The following is a 20751-nucleotide window of genomic DNA, read 5'->3' as shown; positions in this document are numbered from 1 at the left end:
GCGCTGAGCGCCCGGAGTACGCTCGTAGCCGCCTTCTACCAGCTGGATGCGCTGTGCACCCGGGGTACGGTCGTAGCCGTCGTCGGCCAGCTGGATGCGCTGTGCACCCGGAGTACGGTCGTAGCCATCTTCGGCCAGCTGCAGGCGCTGAGCGCCCGGAGTACGCTCGTAGCCGCCTTCTACCAGCTGGATGCGCTGTGCACCCGGCGTACGGTCGGAGCCGTCTTCGGCGAGCGGTGCGATGGGTTGCTGTTGTACCTGGCTGTCCTTGGCTTCGCCCACCAGCGGGAAGGGCGCGCTACTCGGGGCGGCGAATACACTGGTGGTCATCAGGCTGAGGGCCAGAGCGGCGAGGGTCAGTTGAGTTTTCATGTCGGTGTCTCCGTGGGGGAGTTAATAAGTGGCTTCGGAGGCAATTCTTGAGGACATGAGCGCAGATAAGAACTTGACTGTCCTGATAGTGAACATCGATACCTTCAATACTTGGTCGAGAGGCTCTATCACGGGGTTTCTGGCCGGCCGGCAAGCCGAGCGGCGAATGTTTCGCCACGCATCGCGCCGATGACCCGGCACGCGTATGCTTGGCGACCCTCGCGGGTCCAGTGCGATCCGCCTTCTTCAGCAGTTCCCAGGAGGCAGGATCCGTCATGCTCGCGGCACAGGCAATTTTGCCGATCTTCTCTCTGATCGTTCTCGGCTATGTGCTTGGCTGGCGGCAATGGCTGACCAACGAGTCGGCGACCGGTCTGGCCAACATCACTTTCAAGCTGTTCATGCCGACGCTGCTGTTCGCCGGTATCGCCAAGGCATCGCTGGCCGAAGGTCTGTCGCCAATGCTGCTGCTGGCCTACTACTTACCGGTACTGCTGGTGTTCGGCGTGGTAAACGTGCTGGCGCACTGGCGTCGCGGTACGGCGACGCCGCTGGGGCTGGTGGCGGCCTTCTCCAACAACGTGCTGGTGGGCATTCCGCTGATCGCCAGCCTGATGGGCAATGACGGTCTGCTCTACGTCTTTGCCATCCTGGTGTTCCATAGCCTCACACTGTTTTCCCTGCACAGTTTCTATGCCGCTTTCGGTAGTCAGGAGCGTGTCGACGGTCGCGCGCTGCTGAAGAATCTGGCCAACCCGATGATCATCGGTCTGGGGTTGGGGGCGCTGGTCAACCTGTCCGGGCTGCAGGTGCCGGAAAGCCTGTGGCGGGCGATCACCTGGCTGGGCCAGGCTGCCTTGCCTTGCGCGCTGATCGTGCTCGGCGCCAGCCTGTCGCGGTATCGCCTGCGCCCGACGACGGAGGCCTGGGGGCTGACCTTCGCCAAGCTGGCGCTGTTCCCGACCATGGTCTGGCTGTTGAGTGGTCTGCTGCCGGGATTGAACGACTCAGCGCGTACGGTGCTGGTGCTGCTGGCAGCCTGCCCCAGCGGTGTCAACGTCATGGCGTTCTGCCGTACGGCTGAGGACAACCGTAGCGTCAGCGCCGCGATCTCGCTGTCGACCTTGTTGTCGGCGGTGACGCTGCCGCTGTGGATGATGGTGATGGGCATCTGAAGGTCGTGCTCTCCGACCTTGACCGCGGGGGGGAGGGATCAGCCTTTGACGATCTGGCTGAAACGCAGCAGATAACCATCCGGATCCTGCAGCATGAACTGGCGCACGTTCAGCAATTGAGCCCCTGCCTGGTAAGACACGTCTTCCAGCGGCAGTCTCAGGCGCTGGTCTGAGGACAGCAGCCGCTGATGCAGCCGTTCAATGTCATCCACGGTTATCTGCAGATTAATGCCCCTGCCCAATGGTGCATCCAGTGGGCCGACGACCCAGGGATCATCGTTGTCCTGGTTGTCGGCAATCTGCTCCAGCATGAGCGCCGCCTCTCCCAGGCCAATCGCGACGAACCCCTGCTCTACACGCTCGAACAGAACCTTGAAGCCCAGCAAGTCGCAATAGAAGCCAAGGCTGATGGACAGGTTATGCACCAGTAACTCCGGGGTCAGTGCAGGCAAGGGCCGGGGCATGGCTTTACTCGTCAGACTGAGCTGCTTTCAGCGCTTCGAGCGCTGGCGCCGCATAGATGCCCACTTCCACCGCCAGCTCCATCACCCGCGGCAGGTCGCTGGCGTACACCAGTACCGCCTGCAGTTCGTCGTCCAACGGTTCGCTGAAATCCAGCAGTACGTAGCCGCCAGTTTCCGGCGACAGGGCCGAAAGCTGCACCTGAATGCGGTTGAGCGCCTTGAGTGGCTCGGTCTTGGCCAGTTGCTTGGCCTTGAGCACGAACTGCACCTGCGGGCCGAAGGACTCGGTGATGCGCTGGAACAGCTCTTCATAGCTGTCGGCCTGGAACAGCACGGTATCCGGCAGGCTGCCAACCACCACCCATTCGCCCAGGGGGATGGGGAATTCGTCGTCGTAGTTGACGTCCGGGTTGGCGGCGAGGAAGGCGGTCGGATCGGCGTAAGCCTGGGTGGCCTCGTCGGCGATACGGGCGATCTCGTCCTCGGCCAGGCAGCCGGAGCTTATCTTGGCGATCAGTTCTTCCAGCTGGGCTTTCATCGGGGCATTCCTGTTCGAGGGCGAAGGCGCGCAGGATAACAGGTCGTTGAAAACGTAGGCGAGGCAGGCAAGACAAGGCGCAACGACCAACGGGAGTAACAGCCGCAGGCTGGCCCGAAGGGCGAGCGCCAGCGAGTCAAACGACCGAAAAAGCGCAGTTTACATATTTGTAAATGAGCATTTTGACTGGGCTCGCACGCGAGGTTGTTTTTAACGCAGGATTGCCAACGTAGGTAGTTTTCAACGTCCTGTTAAGGCAAAGCACGCTGCGCTAGAAGTAGTCCAGCAGGCGGCCGAGGCTCATCACCGGGAGCCACAACAGCAGCGACAGCGCCGCTTTCAGCCGACCGAACAGTGGCGCGTACGTATCCCAGTCGCCCAGCCGGGCACTCCATAGCTGGCGAAGCAACAGAGCGTTGCCAATACCCAGGGCGATCAGCAGCAGCTCGAGCTGCAGCAGACGGTCGACTGCCAGCGGCCCTGCGTCGGCGGCGAACAGACAGACGCCGCTGCCCAGCAGGAGCAACAGGCCGGCCACCGCCAGTGGCGTCAGCGTGCGCGACACCGCTGTCAGCGGGAAACTGCGGCCGGCGCCAAGCAGACGCGCATCGAGCAGCAGCATGGGCCCAAGCAGCAGCACCAGGCCAAGCAGATGCAGCAGGTTGAGCGCCGGGTAGAGCAGTGCCGAGCTGCGCATCTGCTCGCCCAGCGCCGTGGCTTCGAGCCAGGCGGCCCAGGCGATCAGGCTGTTCATCTAGCGCAGTTCGATGGTGCGCCCGTCGACGATGATGCGTTCGGCGCGGATCTCCGTGGTGCCGTCCTTGCGTGGGTAGCCGACTATGATCACGGTCTTGCCCGCGGTCAGGTCGGATTCCGGCAGGCCGGGGGCCTGCAGGCGGCTGATCGGGGCGAGGATCACCTGCTAGGTGCGCCCGTCGTGCTCGATGCTCACGTCGGCGTGCGGGTTGCGGTAGTTGACGGTCTGCAGCGGTACTTCCAGGCTCAGAAGCTGATCGGCGTCGTAGAAACTCCAGCCATGGTGGGCCTGGGCAAAATGGCACCAGCCAGCAGCAGGCCAAGTGTGGTGGTGAGCAGCAGTTTCTTCAGCATGGCGATCACCCGGTGGGCTGATTGAACACCGGGTAAACCTAGACCCTGTAACTGATGCTGCGACGTACGGGTAGTATTTGGGAACAGAATCGGCTCAGCCGTAGCGTTTTTTCGCTTCGATGGCCAGACCACTGCCGATGCTGCCGAAGGTATTGCCTTCCACACTGCGTGCATTGGGCAGCATGGCGGCCACGCTCTGACGCAGCGCCGGCACGCCGCTGGAGCCGCCGGTGAAGAACAGTGTGTCGACCTGATCGGCGCTGACTCCGGCATCGGCGAGCAATTGTGTGAGGCTAGCGCGGATGCGTTCGAGCAGCGGCTCGATGGCATTCTCGAACAGCGGGCGGGTCAGCTCGGCGACCAGGCCCGGCTCGACGCGCGACAGGTCGATGGGCCGCGCGTCCTGTTCGCTCAGGGCAATCTTGCTCTCTTCCACCTGCATCGCCAGCCAGTGCCCGGCGCGCTGTTCGATCAGGCCGAACAGGCGGTCGATGCCGGTGGCGTCGACGATGTCGTAGCGCATGTTCTGCAGGGCCAACTGGGTCTTCTGCGCGTACAGCGCGTTGATGGTGTGCCAGGTCGCCAGGTTGAGGTGGTAGCTGGTGGGCATGAAGGCGTCGCTCCTCATCCGGCTGCCGTAGCCGAACAGCGGCATCACCCCGGCCAGCGACAGTTGCTTGTCGAAGTCGGTCCCGCCGATATGCACGCCGCCGGTGGCGAGGATGTCGTCCTGGCGCTCGGCCAAATGGTGGCGCTCAGGGGCCAGACGCACCAGAGAGAAGTCCGAGGTGCCGCCGCCGATGTCGACGATCAGTACCAGCTCCTCGCGCTCCAGGCTCGACTCGTAGTCGAAGGCCGCGGCGATGGGCTCGTACTGGAACGACACCTCCTTGAAACCAAGCTTGTGCGCCACGGCCACCAGGGTGTTCTGCGCTTCCTGATCGGCCGCTGGGTCGTCATCGACGAAGAATACCGGGCGGCCCAGCACCACTTCCTCGAAGGCGCGCTCGGCCTGGGCCTCGGCGCGCTTTTTCAGCTCGCCGATGAAGAAGCCGAGCAGGTCCTTGAACGGCAGGGCGCTGCCCAGCACCGTGGTTTCGCTTTTCAGCAGCTTGGAGCCCAGCAGGCTCTTGAGTGAGCGCATCAGGCGCCCCTCGTAGCCTTCCAGATACTCGTGCAGGGCCAGGCGGCCGTAGACCGGGCGGCGCTCCTCGGTGTTGAAGAAGATCACCGAGGGCAGGGTGATCTTGCCGTCCTCCAGTGTCAGCAAACTGTCCTGGCCGGGGCGCAGCCAGCCGACGGTGGAGTTGGAGGTGCCGAAGTCGATGCCGCAGGCGCGGGCGGGAGTGGAGAAAGACATGAAACGCAGGCCATGAAAAACGGCCGCGCATTCTATGTCAGTGGCGCGGCGACGGCGAGCCGTCAGGACGGTAGGTCAAGGCTCTCTTCGCGCTTGCGCTTCCATTGCGTCCATTCGAAGCCCAGCACTACCAGCAGTGACAGTGCGAAGGGCAGCAGCAGATAGAACACGCGGAACACGATAAGCGCGGCCAGCACATCGGCAGCGGGAATCTCCGGCAGTGCGGCGAGGAAGGTCACTTCCAGTACACCCAGGCCGCCAGGTGCATGGGACAGTAGCGCCAGAGAGAAGGAGGCGAGGAACACGCCGAGCACCACCAGATAGCCGGGATGATTGTCGGCCGGCAGGGCGAAATAGATGATCGCCGCGGCGCAGAGCAGTTCCAGCGGGCCGGCCAACAACTGGCGGCTGACTATGGGCAGGCGCGGATATTCCACATGCAGCTTGCCCAGCGTCCAGGGTTTGAACTGGCGCCAGGAGCCCAGCACGTAGAGGCCTACCAGACACAGCAGGACGCTGCCTATGACTATCGAGACCAGAGGTGTGACGTCAGCAACGCGGTGAATCAGCTCGGGCTGAGCGATCAGCACGCAGCCGCTGGCGAGCAGGGTGCCGAGGGCGAAGGTAAAGGAACAGAAAACGATAAGGATGCCGATTTCCTGTGGCGTCAGGCCCTTGCTGCGGTAGGCCCGGTAACGTACCACGGCACCGGAAAATACCGAGGCGCCGATATTGTGGGCCAGGGCATAGGTGGTGAAGGAGCAGAGCGTGATGAAGCGCCAGGAGATCTTTCGGCCCAGGTGGGCGATGGCGATGCGGTCGTACCAGGCCAGGGCCCAATAAGCACCGAGCGTGGCGCCGGCTGCCAGCAACCAATTGGTGTGGCTGATCGCGCGCAGGCTGTCAGCAATCTCGTCGAGGGAGATGTTGCGCAATTCGCGGTAGAGCAGGAAGCAGGACAGCACTACGGCGCCAAGACCAATCAGCGACCAGATCAGATCGCTGCGTTTCAGTTTGGGTTTGGCTTCAACAACGGACACTGCAACTCCTCACTCGATAGGCCCATGAGGCGGTGAAGACGGGCCGTACGCCCCTATCGAGGCTGCTGTTCATCGGCTTAGTGGGCCGGTTATGCGGGCGCGCGGACGTGTCATGCCTGCTCAGCGCGCTGCGCAGTATCACGGAGGCGCGGCAGATGCTCAACCGCTGTGCGCATTTGCGGCGTTACCGAGTATGTCCTCGCAGGGGGTGTGGATATCCGCGAGCGAGTCATCGACTCAGATCCAGGTCAGGGTGATTGCGGCCAGTACGGCGTAGCGCATGGCCTTGGCCAGGGTGACGATCAGCAGAAAACGCCACAGCGGTTCGCGCATCACGCCGGCCACAAGGGTGAGCGGATCGCCGATCACTGGCATCCAGCTTAGCAGCAGTGACCAACGACCATAGCGGGCATACCAGCTCTGCGCCTGTTGCAGGCGCGTGTCGCTTACCGGAAACCAGCGCCGCTGGCGATAGTGTTCGAGGGAGCGCCCGAGCAGCCAATTGACCCAGGAACCCAGCACGTTGCCGGCGGTGGCAACCGTGAGCAGCGCCCAGGTGGCATGAGCGCCGCCGAGCAGCAGCGCCACCAGCACCGCCTCCGATTGCAGGGGTAGCAGGGTGGCGGCGAAGAAGGCAGAAAGGAACAGGCCCAGGTAGGCGGAGGCGGCCAGCATGGGATCAGCCGGTCAGGACTGGCGATCCTGGGGATTGGCCATGATCTCTTCCAGACTCAGGCCGGTCAGGCCGTGAATGGTCTTCCACAGGTAGTAGAAGATGGCCATCAGCATGACCATCGAGGGAATGGCGATCATCGGGTAGCTGAGCAAGGTCATGCGCCCCAGTTCATCATTGAAGGCCTCGGTGCCGGCCGGGCTGACCACGATCCACTTGGCCAGCACGTAGTTCATGAACGAGGAGAAGAAGAAGGTACCGCTGAGCCAGTAGGTCGCGCGCATCAGGCGCGTCTCAAAGTGCTCGACGTGGCCGCCTTGCTGCAGACGATCGTGGATCTTGTCGATATTGAGCACCGTCTTGTTGAACAGCAGGGTGCGAATCAGCGGGTAGCGGGTGCGGGTGGAAACCAGCACGGCAATGCCGATCAGGCCGGGAATCAGTGCTTCCTTGACTGCCAGCCACTGAGTGTCGAGCTTGAGCAGGCCGATACCGCCGGTCAGCGCTACGCTGATCAGGCCGAGCAGGGCGATGAAGTTGAATTTGCGATATTTGATCAGCTCGAACGCGCCCCAGCCCAGCGGGAACGCCAGGGCCAGAATCAGCGCACCATCGGCGCCGAGGCGGTGCTCGCCACTGAGCTTCATCAGGATGAACGAGGGAATCAGGATGCTGATGGCCAAGTCGATCAGCGGGCGGGGCTTGTGCGTCGGGGTACGGCTGTCAGTAGTGGCGGTCATGGTAGCTGGAGTCTGCGTAGGAAGGCCGATGATCGCCTGCCCGGCGCGCCAGGGCTAGTCCGACCGTCGGTTTTGAATGTGAAAAAGTATGAGTCGACAGCCATCCGACAGGAGAGAAGAGCTGGCTGGCGATGCTAAAGTGATGGCAAGGCCTGGGAGTCGAACATGCCAAGAATCATCCCTTTCATTTGCCTGTTGCTGGCTGCTCTTTTCCTGACGCCTGTGCCGGCCTGGGCGCGAGACTGCATCGGTATGGTGCCGGCCGGCACATCGGCGTTCTGGAGCGAGCTGGAGGCCGGCGCGAGACGCACCGCTGACGATCTGCAATTGGAACTCTATACGCGCGGCCCGACCCAGGAGGGCAGCGTCGAGGTGCAGTTGCAACTGATAGATCGCGTGCTTGCACAGGGCTGCAAGGCGCTGATCATCGCCCCGGCTGGCGATGCCATCGATACCCGGATAGTGGCCTTGCGTGACGAAGGTATTCCCACCGTCTATGTCGACCGCGGCGTTGCGGGAAATGGCGCTTATGCGCTGGTGGCGACCGACAACTTCCTCGCAGGTCAGTTGGCCGGGCAACAACTGGCCGAGCGTCTCGGGCAGGGTGGCAGAGTCGGGTTGTTGCGTTTGCGTCCCGGGCTGCAATCGACCGAGGAGCGTGAGCGCGGCTTTCTGCTGGCGGCACAGGCGTCAGGGCTGCAGGTGGTATTCGATGCCTACCTGGGGGATGACCGCCAGCGCATCGCCGAGGCCCTGAGCGAGCAGTTGCCCAGGCTCGACGGCCTGTTCAGCCCCAATGGCACCAGCAGCCGGGCGACACTGGCGGCCCTGCGCCAGTTGGGCAAGGCCGGTACGGTGGACTTCGTCGGCTTCGACGGAGGCGAACTGCTGTTCGATGCCGTGAGACAAGGACAGATTCACGCCCTGTTGCTTCAGCAGCCGCAGGCCATGGGCGATCATGCGGTGCGCCTGGTGCATCGGGCCCTGAGTGGCGAACGCGCCATTTCACGCCTGCAGCTGTTGCTCGAGCCACGGGTACTGACCGCCAGGGAATTGGCCGATATGACCGCGCCGCAACAGCCTTGGTGATGGGCAGAGCGCGGGTTTATGATCCTTGTCCTGGCCGCCCTGAATTGGCTGTAGGGCGCGCTCTAGACGGTGGCGTGCAATGAACCTGAAGTACCTGCTCGCAGCTCTGTTGTTGTTCTGCAGTTTCTGCGTCCACGTGACGGCTGCCGAGTTGCGGCTGTATACCGAAGACTATCGACCTTTCAGCTATCTCGAGAATGGTAAGCCGAGTGGCATGGCTGTGGCGGTGGTCGAAGAGTTGATCCGCCGCACCGGTGAGCTGGCGCGCATCGAACTGGTGCCCTGGACACGCGGCTATCACCAGGTTCGTCATCAGGCCGACACCGCGTTGTTTTCCACCGTGCGCACGGCGCAGCGCGAAGCCGAGTTTCAGTGGGTCGGGCCGATCGCGCGAGGCTATACGCGCTTCTACACGCACAAGGATGCCGGGCTGCGAGTCACCAGTCTGGACGACGTGCGCCAGCTCGGCACCCTCGCCGTGCCCAAGCAGTGGTACAGCTACGAACTGCTGCGTGAACAGGAGCTGGATAACCTGTATGGCGTGCCGACGCCTCAGGACATGCTGCGCATGTTTCGCCATGGCCGGGTCAAGCTGCTGCTGGCCAACAACCTGACCCTCGACGGCATGCTTGCCGAACAGGGCATGAATGCCGGACAACTGCAGGCGCAGTTCGACCTGATGCCCAATGACTCCTATATCGCCTTTTCCCTGCAGACGGATACCGCTCGTGTCGCGCGATGGCAGCAGGCGCTGCAGCAGATGCGTCATGACGGCAGCCTGGAGCGGATCTATCGACACTGGTTTCCGACGGCCGATGAGCGGACGTTGGTCGATTTGCTACGCCTCGAGTGAAGCGGCTGCATGGCGCTCCACGTCTTGCTAGGCTGCAAGCGGGAGGGGCGGTGATGGCCAAGTGTATTAATCGATGGCTGTGTGTCCTGCTGGTGGTGCTGTGCGCTCCGGTGGAGGCACAGTTGCGTCTGCTCACCGAGGATGCGCCGCCAATGAGCTTCTTGCGCGAGGGCGAGCCCAGCGGTCTTGCCGTCGAGGTGGTCAGAGCATTACTGGCGCGCACCGGCGACAGCGGCCAGATCGAACTGATGCCCTGGACGCGAGCATTGCATCTGGCTCAACAGGAGGAAGATGTCGCGCTGTTTTCCACCGTGCGCACTCCTGAGCGCGAGAACAGGTTTCAGTGGGTCGGGCCCATAGTGGTCGGCACCACCAGCTTCTATTCGCTCAAGTCGCGCGACCTGGTCATCGACACGTTGGAGCAGGCCGCGGCCAGCGGGCCACTGGCGTTGCCCAAGCAGTGGTACACCTTCGAGACCCTCAGCGCGAGGGGCTTTACCAACCTCTACGGCGTGCCCAGTTCGAAACAGATGGTGACCATGCTCAAGCATGGCCGGGTCAACCTGATCGCTACCGAAGACCTGACCCTGGCTGGCGAGCTGGCTGCTGTCGATCTCAAACCGCAGGACGTCACCGCGCATGTGCCATTCATGCGCTCGGCCTATTACATCGCCTTCTCCCCGCAGACTTCGGTGGTGCGTGTGGTGCGCTGGCAGCGCGCGTTGCAGCAGATGCATGAGGACGGCAGCCTCGCGGCGATCCTCAGGCGTTGGCTGCCGCATGCGCCGATGCCCCCCATCGCTCCGTAGCGCCTCGCGTGACGACTGGTTAACCTGAGCGCTGAAATCCACCGAGCCCGATCATGTCGCGTCGTCATCTCACTCTCGATCTGCGCAGTCGCGCCGGCTTGTTCGCTCACCTTGGGGCGATGGAACGGGCCGGTGTGCCCATTGATCGGGCGCTGGCCAGTCTGGATCTCGGTACGCGCCACGAAGCCGCCGTGAAGCGCTTGCGGCAGATGGTCGGCGGCGGCCGCGACCTGGCGAGTTCCGGCCAGTTGAGTGGCGTGTTCACGCCACTGGAAAGCGGCCTGGTACGCGCCGCTCAAGAAGCCGGAGCGCTGGCGCATATCTACGAGCAACTGGCGCAGCGCTACGATGAACAGGCGCGTCATGCCGCAGAATTGAAGTCACGTCTTCTGCTGCCCGCCGGGGTTTTGCTGCTGGCGCTGGCGGTCAAGCCCTTGCCTTCTCTGGTCGCTGGCAGCCTGAGTGGCGCAGGTTACCTGGCGGCCGTTCTGCTGCCCGTGTTGTGGCTGGCTGCGCTGCTGTTCGGTGCGCGTGCGTTGTGGCGGCGCTGGCAGCAGCGGCGAAGCGATCAGCCAGGTCCACTCGACGATCTTCTGCTGGCCCTGCCGATATTGGGCAGCCTGCAGTTGCGGGCGGATATCCGTAACTTCTGTGACAGCCTCGGGCTGTTGCTGGAGGCGGGCATGCCGGTGCTCGATGCCTTGCCGCGTGCCTGCAATGCCGTGACCAATGCACGGCTGCGGCGGGATTTCGCCAACCTGGCACCACGGGTTGCGGCTGGGCAGTCGTTGGTGCGCGCTTTCGACGGGCTGAGTTTTCATGGCAAAGCCATGCTCATCGGCGTGCTCAATACCGGCGAAGCGACCGGCCGACCAGGCGAGGCGCTGCTGCGTTTCGCCCGCCTGCAGGCGCAGCAGCTGGCTGCAAGCCAGCAGGCGTTGGCGAGCTGGGCACCACGCCTGTTCTATCTGGCCGTCGCCGTGTGGATGGCGTACGGCCTGCTGACCGGTGGCGGTTTCTTCCCGGCCCTGCCCGCGGAGCTGGCTGGCCGATAATTTGCTGGTTATCGACCACGGCGGTCCGTTTGAAAGCTGGCAGCAAGTGCCTTGCGCTAGCATTCGTCACGTCTACGCCATTACTAAAAAGAGAAAAAAGCGATTCAACCGACTTTGGAATACGCCCCATGCCCATCCTGCAACGTGCATCTCATCATGAGCTACGCAGTGCCTTTCGTGCCCTGCTGGCTTCCGACCGCTGCTACCACACGGCTTCGGTCTTCGACCCCATGTCCGCCCGCATCGCCGCCGATCTCGACTTCGAGGTCGGTATCCTCGGTGGCTCCGTCGCCTCCCTGCAGGTACTCGGTGCGCCGGACTTCGCCCTGATCACTCTCAGCGAATTCGTCGAGCAGGCCGCGCGCATCGGCCGCGTCTCGCGTTTGCCGGTGATCGCCGATGCCGACCACGGCTACGGTAATGCGCTCAATGTGATGCGCACCGTGGTCGAGCTGGAACGCGCCGGCGTCGCCGCGCTGACCATCGAAGATACCCTGCTGCCGGCCCAGTTCGGTCGCAAGTCCACCGACCTGATCTCCATCGAGGAAGGCGTCGGCAAGATCCTCGCTGCGCTGGAGGCGCGTGTCGATCCGGAGCTCTCGATCATCGCCCGTACCCATGCCGGCGTACTGGAGGTGGACGAAGTGATCCGCCGCACTCGCGCCTATGAGGCTGCCGGCGCCGACGGCATCTGCCTGGTCGGGATCAAGGATTTCGCCCACCTGGAGCAGATCGCCGCAGGCCTCAAGGTGCCGCTGATGCTGGTCACCTACGGCAACCCCGAACTGCGCGACAACCAACGCCTGGCGCGCCTGGGCGTGCGCATCGTGGTCAACGGCCATGCTGCCTACTTCGCCGCGATCAAGGCCACCTACGACTGCCTGCGCGAACAGCGCGGTGCCCAGCCGTGCGACCTCAACGCCACCGAGCTGACCCACAAGTACACCATGCCCGAGGATTACATCCTCTGGGCCAAGGAGTTCATGGAAGTGCGCGAATAACGACCAGCAGCACTTGCACTTCGCATTTCTCGGGCGCATATCTGTCCAGAGAGCGCGAGGAAACAGAGCATGGCAGGCGGATGGGCAAGTGACGACGCAGTGCAGGAGCAGATCGACAGCAGCATCGAGGACGCCGTCGCGCGTGCTCGCAGCCAGCTGCCGAAGGGCGAGAGCCTGCGCCATTGCGAGGAATGCGATGCTGTCATTCCCGAGGCTCGGCGTCAGGCGATTCCCGGCGTGCGCCTGTGCGTCAACTGCCAGGCCGAGCACGACCGGGAGAATGCCGCCTACAGCGGCTACAACCGTCGCGGTAGCAAGGACAGCCAGCTGCGCTGAGCGAGCGGTATGGCACCTATTCGAGTCCTGATGGTCTAGTGCTACTAGACCGTGACTCAGGAAGAGGTGCCTGCATGACGATTTTCGAAGCCCTACGCATCAGCCACGATATCCAGCGCGAACTGGCGCAGAAACTGATCGCCACCCAGGGCGACAGCGCCGAACGCCACGCTTTGTTCTCTCAGCTCAAGCAGGAGCTGGCCGTGCACTCGGTGGCCGAAGAACGCCATTTCTATATTCCCCTGATGCAGCAAGATGCGGGCGTGGATCTGTCGCGCCACGCGATCGCCGAGCATCACCAGATGGACGAAATGATCGAGGACCTGGAGGAAACCGACCCCAGCAGCCCGAGCTGGCTGGCGCAAGCCAAGGCGCTGGCGGAGAAAGTCGAGCATCATCTCAAGGAAGAAGAACGCACCTTCTTCCAGATGGCCGGCAAGCTGCTTCGCGACAAGGAGAAGCAGCAACTGGCGGGTGACTATCTCAACGCCTACGACGAGATGAAGCAGGCGTCCTGAATGGGCTAGCCTCAATGGCAACGGCGGGTTTCACCCGCCCTACACATGACCGTAGGGCGGGTGAAACCCGCCACAGCCAGCTCCGCAACAAGGACGTTGCCATGTCTGACTACCGCCGCGCCGCCGTTCCTGGCGGCACCTATTTCTTCACGCTAGTCACTGAGCGGCGTCAGCCGATCCTCACTGATCCCGATATCCGCCAAGCTTTGCGCGAAGCCATCGAAACGGTGCGTCTTACCCAGCCCTTCGTCATCGACGCCTGGGTATTGCTGCCCGATCATCTGCATGCCATCTGGCGCTTGCCGGCAGGTGATGCGGACTTTTCCAATCGCTGGCGGTTGATCAAGCGGCATGTCACGCATGCGTGTGGCAGCCGCTATAACCGCTCGGATTTGTTGAGCCACCGACGTCAGACGAAGGGCCAGGGCACGCTCTGGCAGCAGCGCTTCTGGGAGCATCTGATCCGTGACGAGTGCGACTACGCGCAACATTTCGACTACCTGCACGGCAACCCGCTCAAGCATGGGCTGGTGAGACGAGTCAGGGATTGGCCCTGGTCTTCATTTCATCGTTGGGTGAAGGAGGGTGTTTATTCCAGCGATTGGGGCGGGGATATGGGTGACAACGAACCGAGTGTCGGTGAATGAATTGGCGGGTTTCACCCGCCCTACCGCTCGGCGGCGCGGCGAATACCGCAGCCTTTCATCCCGTAGGGCGGGTGAAACCCGCCATTGTCGTCTCAGCCTGCGATGTCAGAACAGGAAATAACGCTGCGCCATCGGTAGCACTTCGGCCGGCTCGCACCAGAGCAACTGGCCGTCGGCCTTGACCTGGTAGTTCTGCGGATCGACCTCGATATTCGGCAGGTAGCCGTTGTGGATCAGGTCGGTCTTCTGCACCTCGCGGCAACCTTTGACCACACCGATTTTCTTCTTCAGGCCGAGCTGCTCGGGCACGCCGGCGTCGAACGCCGCCTGGCTAATGAAGGTGATGCTGGTGGCATGGCGGCTGCCGCCGTAGCTGGCGAACATCGGCCGGTAGTGCACCGGTTGCGGTGTCGGGATCGAAGCGTTGGCGTCGCCCATCAGGCTGGCGGCAATCGCCCCGCCCTTGAGGATCAGTGTCGGCTTGACCCCAAAGAAGGCCGGGCGCCAGAGCACCAGGTCGGCCCATTTACCCACTTCGATGGAGCCCACTTCATGGCTGATACCGTGGGTGATGGCCGGGTTAATGGTGTACTTGGCGATGTAGCGCTTGGCGCGGAAGTTGTCGTTGCCCGGCACGTCCTCGGGCAGGGCGCCGCGCTGCTTCTTCATCTTGTCGGCGGTCTGCCAGGTGCGCGTGATCACCTCGCCGACGCGGCCCATGGCCTGGCTGTCGGAGCTGATCATGGAGAACGCGCCGAGGTCGTGGAGGATGTCTTCGGCGGCAATGGTCTCGCGGCGGATGCGGCTTTCGGCAAAGGCCACGTCCTCGGCGATGCTTGGGTCGAGGTGGTGGCAGACCATGAGCATGTCCAGGTGCTCGTCGATGGTGTTCTTGGTGAACGGGCGGGTCGGGTTGGTCGAGGACGGCAGCACGTTGGGGAAGCCGCAGGCCTTGATGATGTCCGGCGCGTGGCCGCCGCCAGCGCCTTCGGTGTGATAGGTGTGGATGGTGCGGCCCTTGAACGCGCCGAGGGTGGTTTCGACGAAGCCGGATTCGTTCAGCGTGTCGGTATGGATCGCCACCTGCACGTCGTAATCGTCGGCCACACTCAGGCAGTTGTCGATGGCCGCCGGAGTGGTGCCCCAGTCCTCGTGCAGTTTGAGGCCGATGGCGCCGGCTTTCACTTGCTCGATCAGCGGCTCGGGCAGCGAGGCGTTGCCTTTGCCGGTAAAGCCCAGGTTCATCGGGAAGGCGTCGGCGGCCTGCAGCATGCGCGCCATGTGCCACGGCCCGGACGTGCAGGTGGTGGCATTGGTGCCGGTGGCAGGTCCCGTGCCGCCACCGATCATGGTGGTCACCCCGCTCATCAGCGCCTCTTCGATCTGCTGCGGGCAGATGAAGTGGATATGGGTGTCGATGCCGCCAGCGGTGAGGATCATGCCTTCGCCAGCGATCACCTCGGTGCCGGCGCCGATGGCGATGGTCACGTTCGGCTGGATATCCGGGTTACCGGCCTTGCCGATGGCAGCGATGCGACCATCCTTGAGGCCGACGTCAGCCTTGACTATGCCCCAGTGGTCGATGATCAGCGCGTTGGTGATCAGGGTATCGACCACATCGGCGGCGCACAGCTGGCCCTGGCCCATGCCGTCACGGATCACCTTGCCGCCGCCGAATTTCACTTCTTCACCGTAGGTGGTGAAGTCCTTCTCGACTTCGATCCACAGGTCGGTGTCGGCCAGGCGTACCTTGTCGCCGACGGTGGGGCCGAACATGTCGGCGTAGGCTTGGCGGGAAATCTTCATCGGCACTTCCTGTATTCGTTTGATCGTGCCCACGCTCTGCGTGGACATGCAGTTGGCGACGCTCTGCGTCGCAGGGACGCGGAGCGTCCCGCTATGGGTTCCCACGCAGAGCGTGGGAACCATCAGTCGAGATTGCCCATCACCCGCCCGGCGAAGCCGAACACCCGACGCGCGCCGGCCAGCTCGACCAGTTCCACCTCACGACTCTGTCCGGGCTCGAAGCGCACGGCGGTGCCGGCCGGGATATTCAGGCGCATGCCACGGGTGCTGGCGCGGTCGAACAGCAGCGCATCGTTGGTCTCGAAAAAGTGGTAGTGCGAGCCGACCTGGATCGGTCGGTCGCCGCTGTTGGCCACGGACAGGGTCAGGGTGCGGCGACCGGCATTGAGCTCGATCTCGCCATCGGCAATCTGGTATTCGCCGGGAATCATGGGCTGTTCACTCCAGAATCAGTTGCATGAAAGTCAGATCCAGCCAGCGCCCGAACTTGCGGCCGACCTGGGGCATCTGTCCGCTGGTGACGAAGCCGAGGCGCTGGTGCAGGCGAATCGAGGCGGCGTTCTCTGATTCGATGGCGGCGACCATGACGTGCAGGTTGGCGGCGCGAGCGCGCTCGATCAGCGCCTGCATCAGCGCCGGGCCGAGGCCCTGGCCGCGTTGGTCGGCGCGCACGTAGACCGAGTGTTCGACGGTCTGGCGGAAGCCTTCTATGGTGCGCCAGGTGCCGTAGCTGGCGTAGCCGACTACCTCGCCGGCGGCGTCATGTGCGACCAGTACCGGGAAGCCGGCCGCCGTGCGCTCGGCCAGCCAGGCGCGGCGGTTGGCGAGATCCACCAGGGTCTCGTTCCAGATCGCCGTGGTGTGCTGCACCGCGTCGTTGTAAATGGCGAGAATGCCGGGCAGGTCGGCTTCGCCAGCATCGACTATGGAATAACTCATGAGTTACGCGATCGGCTGGTGGACGGTCACCAGCTTGGTGCCGTCGGGGAAGGTGGCTTCGATCTGGATCTCCGGGATCATCTCCGGCACACCCTCCATCACCTGATCGCGGGCCAGCAGGGTTGTGCCGAAATGCATCAGTTCGGCGACTGTCTGGCCGTCGCGCGCGCCTTCGAGCAGGGCGGCAGAGATGTAAGCCATGGCCTCCGGGTAATTCAGCTTCACCCCACGCGCCAGGCGGCGCTCGGCCACCAGGCCGGCGGTGAAGATCAGCAGCTTGTCTTTTTCTCTTGGTGACAAATCCATGACGGCTCCAGTCTTGGAGCGGCAAGGCTGTGCCTTGTCCGCAATAGTGCTTCGGTCGCTGGGTGGAACGCGGCGTGTGCTGTTCCACTCTGGCGTGGCTGTACTGCAATTTGTAGGAGCCGGCTTGCCGGCGATTAGGCCTCTGTCGATCGCCGGCAAGCCGGCTCCTACATGTCCGTTGTGCTCATGTGCTCCAGATTCGCGGCGGCACTGCTTCGCGCCCCAGCATCGCCGGGCGCAGCAGGCGCCAGAGCTCGATCAGCCAGGCACGCGCCTTGAGCGCTTCGCTGGCCAGGCAGCGTGCGACCAGCAGGCCCGAGAGCTGGCTGAGGTCACCGCGTACACCGTCGATCTTCAGCTCCCGGCAGCGCTCCAGCAAATCACTGTCTACATCGGCGCTGATCAGCAGGGTGGCGAACACCGGCTGGCCGTTGAGGCCGATAGGTGAATCGAGCAGACCGTCGCCGCCGACCACGCGCTGGCGTTCGTGCCAGAGCAGCTTGCCGTCACGGCGGACGTCCAGCGCGGCCTGAAAATGGCCGCTGGCAAAGCGCTCGTCGGCAGCCGGGCGGCCGAGGGCGACGATGTCCCAGTAAAGCAGGCGGGCGTCGCCGTGCAGGTCGATCTGCGTGTGCAGTTCGGCCTGGGCGCCGGCATAGATGATGGTTTCCTGCGGCAGCCACTCCAGGGTGGCGCCGGCGTCGATGCGCAGACGCAGATCCTGGCGGGCGACACCGGCGGCGCTGTACCACTTGGCGGCGCCGGGGCTGGTGAGCTGCACCCAGGTGTTCTCGCCGGCATGGGCCGAGATGTCCAGCGTATCGCCACCGGCGATGCCGCCGGGCGGATGGACGATGATGTGCTGGCACACCTCCGGCCCTTCGGCATACAGGTGCTTCTGCACTCTAAGTGGGCCGAGGTGGCGTCTGCGCACCGGCGTGGTGCGTTCGCCGTGGCGCGCATAGGCCAGCTCCAGCTCGGCAGGCCAGCTTGGCGTGAACAGGGCAGCAGGCAGATTCATATCAGGGTAGCGCTTTCGCAGGACAGTTGACCTAGTGGGCAAGCAAGAGGCGTGCCTCGAACCAACTCGGTGCGTGGTGGCCCGCAGTAATGGCCATGACAGGAGTCGTTGCGGCTAAAGCCCCTCCCGCCAGCGGCCGTGCATCAGATGGCTACAAGCCCGCGCACACCTTCGGCTTCCATGTTCTCACCACGGCCCTGCTGGACGATCTCGCCACGGCTCATCACCAGATACTGGTCGGCCAGTTCGGCGGCGAAGTCGTAGAACTGCTCGACCAGCAGGATGGCCATGTCGCCACGCTCCGCTAATTTACGGACCACCGCGCCGATCTCCTTGATCACCGAGGGCTGGATACCTTCGGTGGGCTCGTCGAGGATCAACAGGCGTGGCTGGCTGGCGAGGGCGCGGCCGATGGCCAGCTGTTGCTGCTGGCCACCGGACAGATCGCCGCCACGGCGATGCTTCATTTCGCGCAGCACCGGGAACAGCTCGTAGATGAACTCCGGGACGGCCTTGGCCTGGCTGCCGGGAAAGCGTGACAGGCCCATCAGCAGGTTCTCTTCCACCGTCAGGCGGCCGAAGATCTCGCGGCCCTGGGGCACGTAGGCGATGCCGGCGTGCACGCGCTGGTGCGGTTTGAAGGCGGTGATGGCCTTACCTTCCCATTGCACGCTACCGTCCTTGGCCGGGATCAGGCCCATCAGGCATTTGAGCAGAGTGGTCTTGCCCACGCCGTTGCGGCCGAGCAGGCAGGTGACTTCGCCGACCTTCACGTCGAACGACAGGCCACGAAGGATGTGGCTGCCGCCGTAATACTGGTGGAGTTGTTGGACTTGCAGCATGGCGTACCTCTCGTGCCCACGCTCTGCGTGGACATGTAGCTGACGACGCTTCGCGTCGCTGGAACGCAGAGCGTTCCTGGAGGGGTTCCCACGCGGAGCGTGGGAACCATCGAATGCGGTGCGCACGGTTGTCAGCGCCCCAGATAAACCTCGATCACCCGCTCGTCGTTCTGTACCTGTTCCAGCGAGCCTTCGGCCAGCACGCTGCCTTGGTGCAGCACGGTGACGTGGTCAGCGATTGAGCCGACGAAGCCCATGTCGTGCTCCACCACCATCAGCGAGTGCTTGCGTGCCAGCGATTTGAACAGCTCGGCGGTGAACTCGGTCTCGGCATCGGTCATGCCTGCCACTGGCTCGTCGAGCAGCAGCAAATGCGGCTCCTGCATCAGCAGCATGCCGATCTCGAGGAACTGCTTCTGACCGTGAGAGAGCAGCCCGGCCGGGCGGTTGCGCGAAGCTTCCAGGCGGATGGTGGTCAGTACGTCCTCGATACGATCCTTCTGCTCGCCACTGAGCCTGGCGCGCAGGCTGGCCCATACCGATTTGTTGGTCTTCTGTGCCAGCTCCAGGTTTTCGAACACCGTCAGCGCTTCGAACACCGTCGGCTTCTGGAACTTGCGGCCAATGCCGGCCTGGGCGATCTGCACTTCGCTCATGGCGGTCAGGTCGTACTGCTCGCCGAAGTAGGCCACGCCGTTGTCCGGGCGGGTCTTGCCGGTGATCACGTCCATCATGGTGGTCTTGCCGGCGCCGTTGGGGCCGATGATGCAGCGCAGCTCACCGACGCCGATGTACAGGGTCAGGTTGGTCAGTGCCTTGAAGCCATCGAAGCTGACGTTGATATCTTCCAGCGTGAGGATGGTGCCGTGGCGGACGTTGACGCCCTTGCCGACGGTCTTGCCGGTGTCCAACGCCAGGCCGGTAGGGTCGAAGGTGGCTTCGAGCATGGTCTCGGGCAGGGGAGTGGCTCTCATTGATCCTTCTCCTTCTTCAGCAGGCCGATCACTCCCTTGGGTAGAAAGAGGGTGACGACGATAAACAGCGCGCCCAGGGCGAACAGCCAGTATTCCGGAAAGGCCACGGTGAACCAGCTCTTCATGCCGTTGACCAGGCCGGCGCCAAGCAGCGGGCCGATCAGCGTGCCGCGACCACCGAGGGCGACCCACACGGCGGCTTCGATGGACTGGGTCGGCGCCATCTCGCTGGGGTTGATGATGCCCACCTGCGGTACGTACAGTGCGCCGGCCAGGCCGCATAGCACCGCGCTCAAGACCCAGATGAACAGCTTGTAGCCGCGTGGGTCGTAGCCGCAGAACATCAGGCGGTTCTCGGCGTCACGCAGGGCGGTAAGCACCCGGCCGAACTTGCTGCGTGCCAGGCGAAAGCCCAGGTACAGGCTGCCCACCAGCAACACCACGGTGGCGAAGAACAGCGCCGCGCGAGTGCTCTGCGCGGTGATGTCGAAGCCGAGGATGCGGGTGAAGCCGGTAAAGCCGTTGTTGCCGCCGAAGCCGGTTTCGTTACGAAAGAACAGCAGCATGCCGGCGAAGGTCAGCGCCTGAGTCATGATCGAGAAGTACACGCCCTTGATCCGCGAGCGGAAGGCGAAGAAGCCGAACACCAGCGCCAGCAGACCGGGCGCCAACACCACCAGGCACATGGCCCAGAGGAAGCTGGAGGTGCCGTACCAGTACCAGGGCAGCTCGTTCCAGGCCAGGAAGCTCATGAAGGCTGGCAGCCCGTCACCTGCGCTCTGGCGCATCAGGTACATGCCCATGGCGTAGCCGCCGAGGGCGAAGAACAGGCCGTGGCCCAGCGACAGCATGCCGGCGTAGCCCCAGACCAGATCCAGCGCCAGGGCGACGATGGCGTAGCAGAGGATCTTGCCCACCAGGGTCAGCGAATAGGCCGAGACGTGCAGGGCGTGGTCGGCCGGCAACAGGTGCAGCAGCGGCATGGCGACGAGGATCGCCAGCACCACCAGGCCGATGGCGATGGATACCTGCGGGCCGAGTTTGGCGCTGGCGCGGGCCAGCAGCGTTTGATTGAGTGGCATG

The 20751-nt window shown here is 63.6% G+C and carries 26 protein-coding genes; 9 read left to right on the top strand and 17 right to left on the bottom strand.

The window, feature by feature from the left end:
- Positions 1-372 (bottom strand): hypothetical protein (locus tag DBO86_RS19345; protein WP_108234578.1); only part of this gene is annotated, 372 nt, incomplete at its 3' end.
- Positions 373-647: 275 nt separating this feature from the next.
- Between DBO86_RS19345 and DBO86_RS19340 the strand changes: the two genes are divergently transcribed.
- Positions 648-1547: an AEC family transporter gene (locus tag DBO86_RS19340; protein WP_074856201.1), complete on the top strand. Its 900-nt coding sequence runs from the start codon at positions 648-650 to the stop codon at positions 1545-1547.
- 38 nt (positions 1548-1585) lie between these two features.
- Here DBO86_RS19340 and DBO86_RS19335 read toward each other — a convergent pair whose 3' ends face one another.
- The 8 genes from DBO86_RS19335 to DBO86_RS19300 form a co-directional block, all read right to left on the bottom strand.
- On the bottom strand, positions 1586-2011 hold the full coding sequence (locus DBO86_RS19335) for a bleomycin resistance protein (RefSeq protein WP_004425198.1): 426 nt from the start codon (positions 2009-2011) through the stop codon (positions 1586-1588).
- A 4-nt stretch (positions 2012-2015) separates the two neighbouring features.
- The gene (locus tag DBO86_RS19330) at positions 2016-2549 is read right to left on the bottom strand and encodes a hypothetical protein (RefSeq protein ID WP_084340356.1); all 534 of its coding nucleotides are present in this window, start codon (positions 2547-2549) and stop codon (positions 2016-2018) included.
- 271 nt (positions 2550-2820) lie between these two features.
- Positions 2821-3303: a hypothetical protein gene (locus DBO86_RS19325; RefSeq protein WP_004425192.1), complete on the bottom strand. Its 483-nt coding sequence runs from the start codon at positions 3301-3303 to the stop codon at positions 2821-2823.
- The gene (locus DBO86_RS26850) at positions 3304-3468 is read right to left on the bottom strand and encodes a hypothetical protein (RefSeq protein ID WP_004425190.1); all 165 of its coding nucleotides are present in this window, start codon (positions 3466-3468) and stop codon (positions 3304-3306) included.
- A gap of 285 nt (positions 3469-3753) precedes the next feature.
- A complete protein-coding gene (locus tag DBO86_RS19315; protein ID WP_108234577.1) occupies positions 3754-5019 on the bottom strand; it encodes an Hsp70 family protein in 1266 nt (421 codons plus the stop codon).
- Positions 5020-5081: 62 nt separating this feature from the next.
- On the bottom strand, positions 5082-6059 hold the full coding sequence (locus DBO86_RS19310; protein WP_004425186.1) for a lysylphosphatidylglycerol synthase transmembrane domain-containing protein: 978 nt from the start codon (positions 6057-6059) through the stop codon (positions 5082-5084).
- Between the two features lie 237 nt (positions 6060-6296).
- On the bottom strand, positions 6297-6734 hold the full coding sequence (locus tag DBO86_RS19305) for a YqaA family protein (protein ID WP_108234576.1): 438 nt from the start codon (positions 6732-6734) through the stop codon (positions 6297-6299).
- A gap of 12 nt (positions 6735-6746) precedes the next feature.
- Positions 6747-7472 carry a VC0807 family protein gene (locus DBO86_RS19300; RefSeq protein WP_108234575.1) on the bottom strand — a complete coding sequence of 242 codons (726 nt, stop codon included), beginning with the start codon at positions 7470-7472 and terminating at the stop codon, positions 6747-6749.
- A gap of 165 nt (positions 7473-7637) precedes the next feature.
- Between DBO86_RS19300 and DBO86_RS19295 the strand changes: the two genes are divergently transcribed.
- From DBO86_RS19295 to DBO86_RS19260, 8 genes are all read left to right on the top strand, one after another.
- The gene (locus DBO86_RS19295; protein WP_108234574.1) at positions 7638-8561 is read left to right on the top strand and encodes a substrate-binding domain-containing protein; all 924 of its coding nucleotides are present in this window, start codon (positions 7638-7640) and stop codon (positions 8559-8561) included.
- A gap of 79 nt (positions 8562-8640) precedes the next feature.
- Positions 8641-9414: a substrate-binding periplasmic protein gene (locus DBO86_RS19290; protein WP_108234573.1), complete on the top strand. Its 774-nt coding sequence runs from the start codon at positions 8641-8643 to the stop codon at positions 9412-9414.
- Between the two features lie 53 nt (positions 9415-9467).
- Positions 9468-10223, top strand: a complete 756-nt coding sequence (locus tag DBO86_RS19285; RefSeq protein ID WP_059390375.1) for a substrate-binding periplasmic protein — start codon at positions 9468-9470, stop codon at positions 10221-10223.
- Positions 10224-10276: 53 nt separating this feature from the next.
- Positions 10277-11278 carry a type II secretion system F family protein gene (locus DBO86_RS19280; RefSeq protein WP_108234572.1) on the top strand — a complete coding sequence of 334 codons (1002 nt, stop codon included), beginning with the start codon at positions 10277-10279 and terminating at the stop codon, positions 11276-11278.
- A gap of 137 nt (positions 11279-11415) precedes the next feature.
- Positions 11416-12279 (top strand): isocitrate lyase/PEP mutase family protein, encoded by an 864-nt coding sequence (locus DBO86_RS19275; RefSeq protein WP_026088748.1) that lies wholly within the window; start codon positions 11416-11418, stop codon positions 12277-12279.
- 69 nt (positions 12280-12348) lie between these two features.
- Complete coding sequence (locus DBO86_RS19270) at positions 12349-12615, top strand: DksA/TraR family C4-type zinc finger protein (protein WP_021487914.1); 267 nt, start codon at positions 12349-12351, stop codon at positions 12613-12615.
- A 74-nt stretch (positions 12616-12689) separates the two neighbouring features.
- Entirely contained in the window at positions 12690-13133 is a 444-nt protein-coding gene (locus tag DBO86_RS19265) for a hemerythrin domain-containing protein (RefSeq protein ID WP_108234571.1), read from the top strand.
- A 101-nt stretch (positions 13134-13234) separates the two neighbouring features.
- The gene (locus tag DBO86_RS19260) at positions 13235-13780 is read left to right on the top strand and encodes an REP-associated tyrosine transposase (RefSeq protein WP_075745327.1); all 546 of its coding nucleotides are present in this window, start codon (positions 13235-13237) and stop codon (positions 13778-13780) included.
- Between the two features lie 105 nt (positions 13781-13885).
- Here the strand turns inward: DBO86_RS19260 and ureC are convergent, their stop codons facing one another.
- From ureC to urtC, 8 genes are all read right to left on the bottom strand, one after another.
- Complete coding sequence (gene ureC / locus DBO86_RS19255; protein ID WP_108234570.1) at positions 13886-15586, bottom strand: urease subunit alpha; 1701 nt, start codon at positions 15584-15586, stop codon at positions 13886-13888.
- 122 nt (positions 15587-15708) lie between these two features.
- Positions 15709-16017: an urease subunit beta gene (locus tag DBO86_RS19250; protein ID WP_108234569.1), complete on the bottom strand. Its 309-nt coding sequence runs from the start codon at positions 16015-16017 to the stop codon at positions 15709-15711.
- A 7-nt stretch (positions 16018-16024) separates the two neighbouring features.
- Complete coding sequence (locus tag DBO86_RS19245; protein ID WP_108234568.1) at positions 16025-16525, bottom strand: GNAT family N-acetyltransferase; 501 nt, start codon at positions 16523-16525, stop codon at positions 16025-16027.
- A 3-nt stretch (positions 16526-16528) separates the two neighbouring features.
- Positions 16529-16831, bottom strand: coding sequence for an urease subunit gamma (gene ureA / locus DBO86_RS19240; protein WP_004425162.1), 303 nt, complete (start codon positions 16829-16831; stop codon positions 16529-16531).
- Positions 16832-17015: 184 nt separating this feature from the next.
- Positions 17016-17852, bottom strand: a complete 837-nt coding sequence (locus DBO86_RS19235; RefSeq protein WP_108234567.1) for an urease accessory protein UreD — start codon at positions 17850-17852, stop codon at positions 17016-17018.
- A gap of 143 nt (positions 17853-17995) precedes the next feature.
- A complete protein-coding gene (gene urtE, locus DBO86_RS19230) occupies positions 17996-18694 on the bottom strand; it encodes an urea ABC transporter ATP-binding subunit UrtE (RefSeq protein ID WP_108234566.1) in 699 nt (232 codons plus the stop codon).
- A gap of 131 nt (positions 18695-18825) precedes the next feature.
- Complete coding sequence (urtD, locus tag DBO86_RS19225; RefSeq protein WP_108234565.1) at positions 18826-19668, bottom strand: urea ABC transporter ATP-binding protein UrtD; 843 nt, start codon at positions 19666-19668, stop codon at positions 18826-18828.
- Positions 19665-20750, bottom strand: a complete 1086-nt coding sequence (urtC, locus tag DBO86_RS19220; protein ID WP_425266810.1) for an urea ABC transporter permease subunit UrtC — start codon at positions 20748-20750, stop codon at positions 19665-19667. Before urtC ends, urtD begins: the two co-directional genes overlap by 4 nt.
- Position 20751: the final 1 nt, after the last annotated feature.

Source organism: Ectopseudomonas oleovorans, assembly GCF_003052605.1.
GTDB classification, from domain to species: domain Bacteria; phylum Pseudomonadota; class Gammaproteobacteria; order Pseudomonadales; family Pseudomonadaceae; genus Aquipseudomonas; species Aquipseudomonas oleovorans_A.
This window is presented reverse-complemented; position numbering and strand designations above follow the sequence as displayed.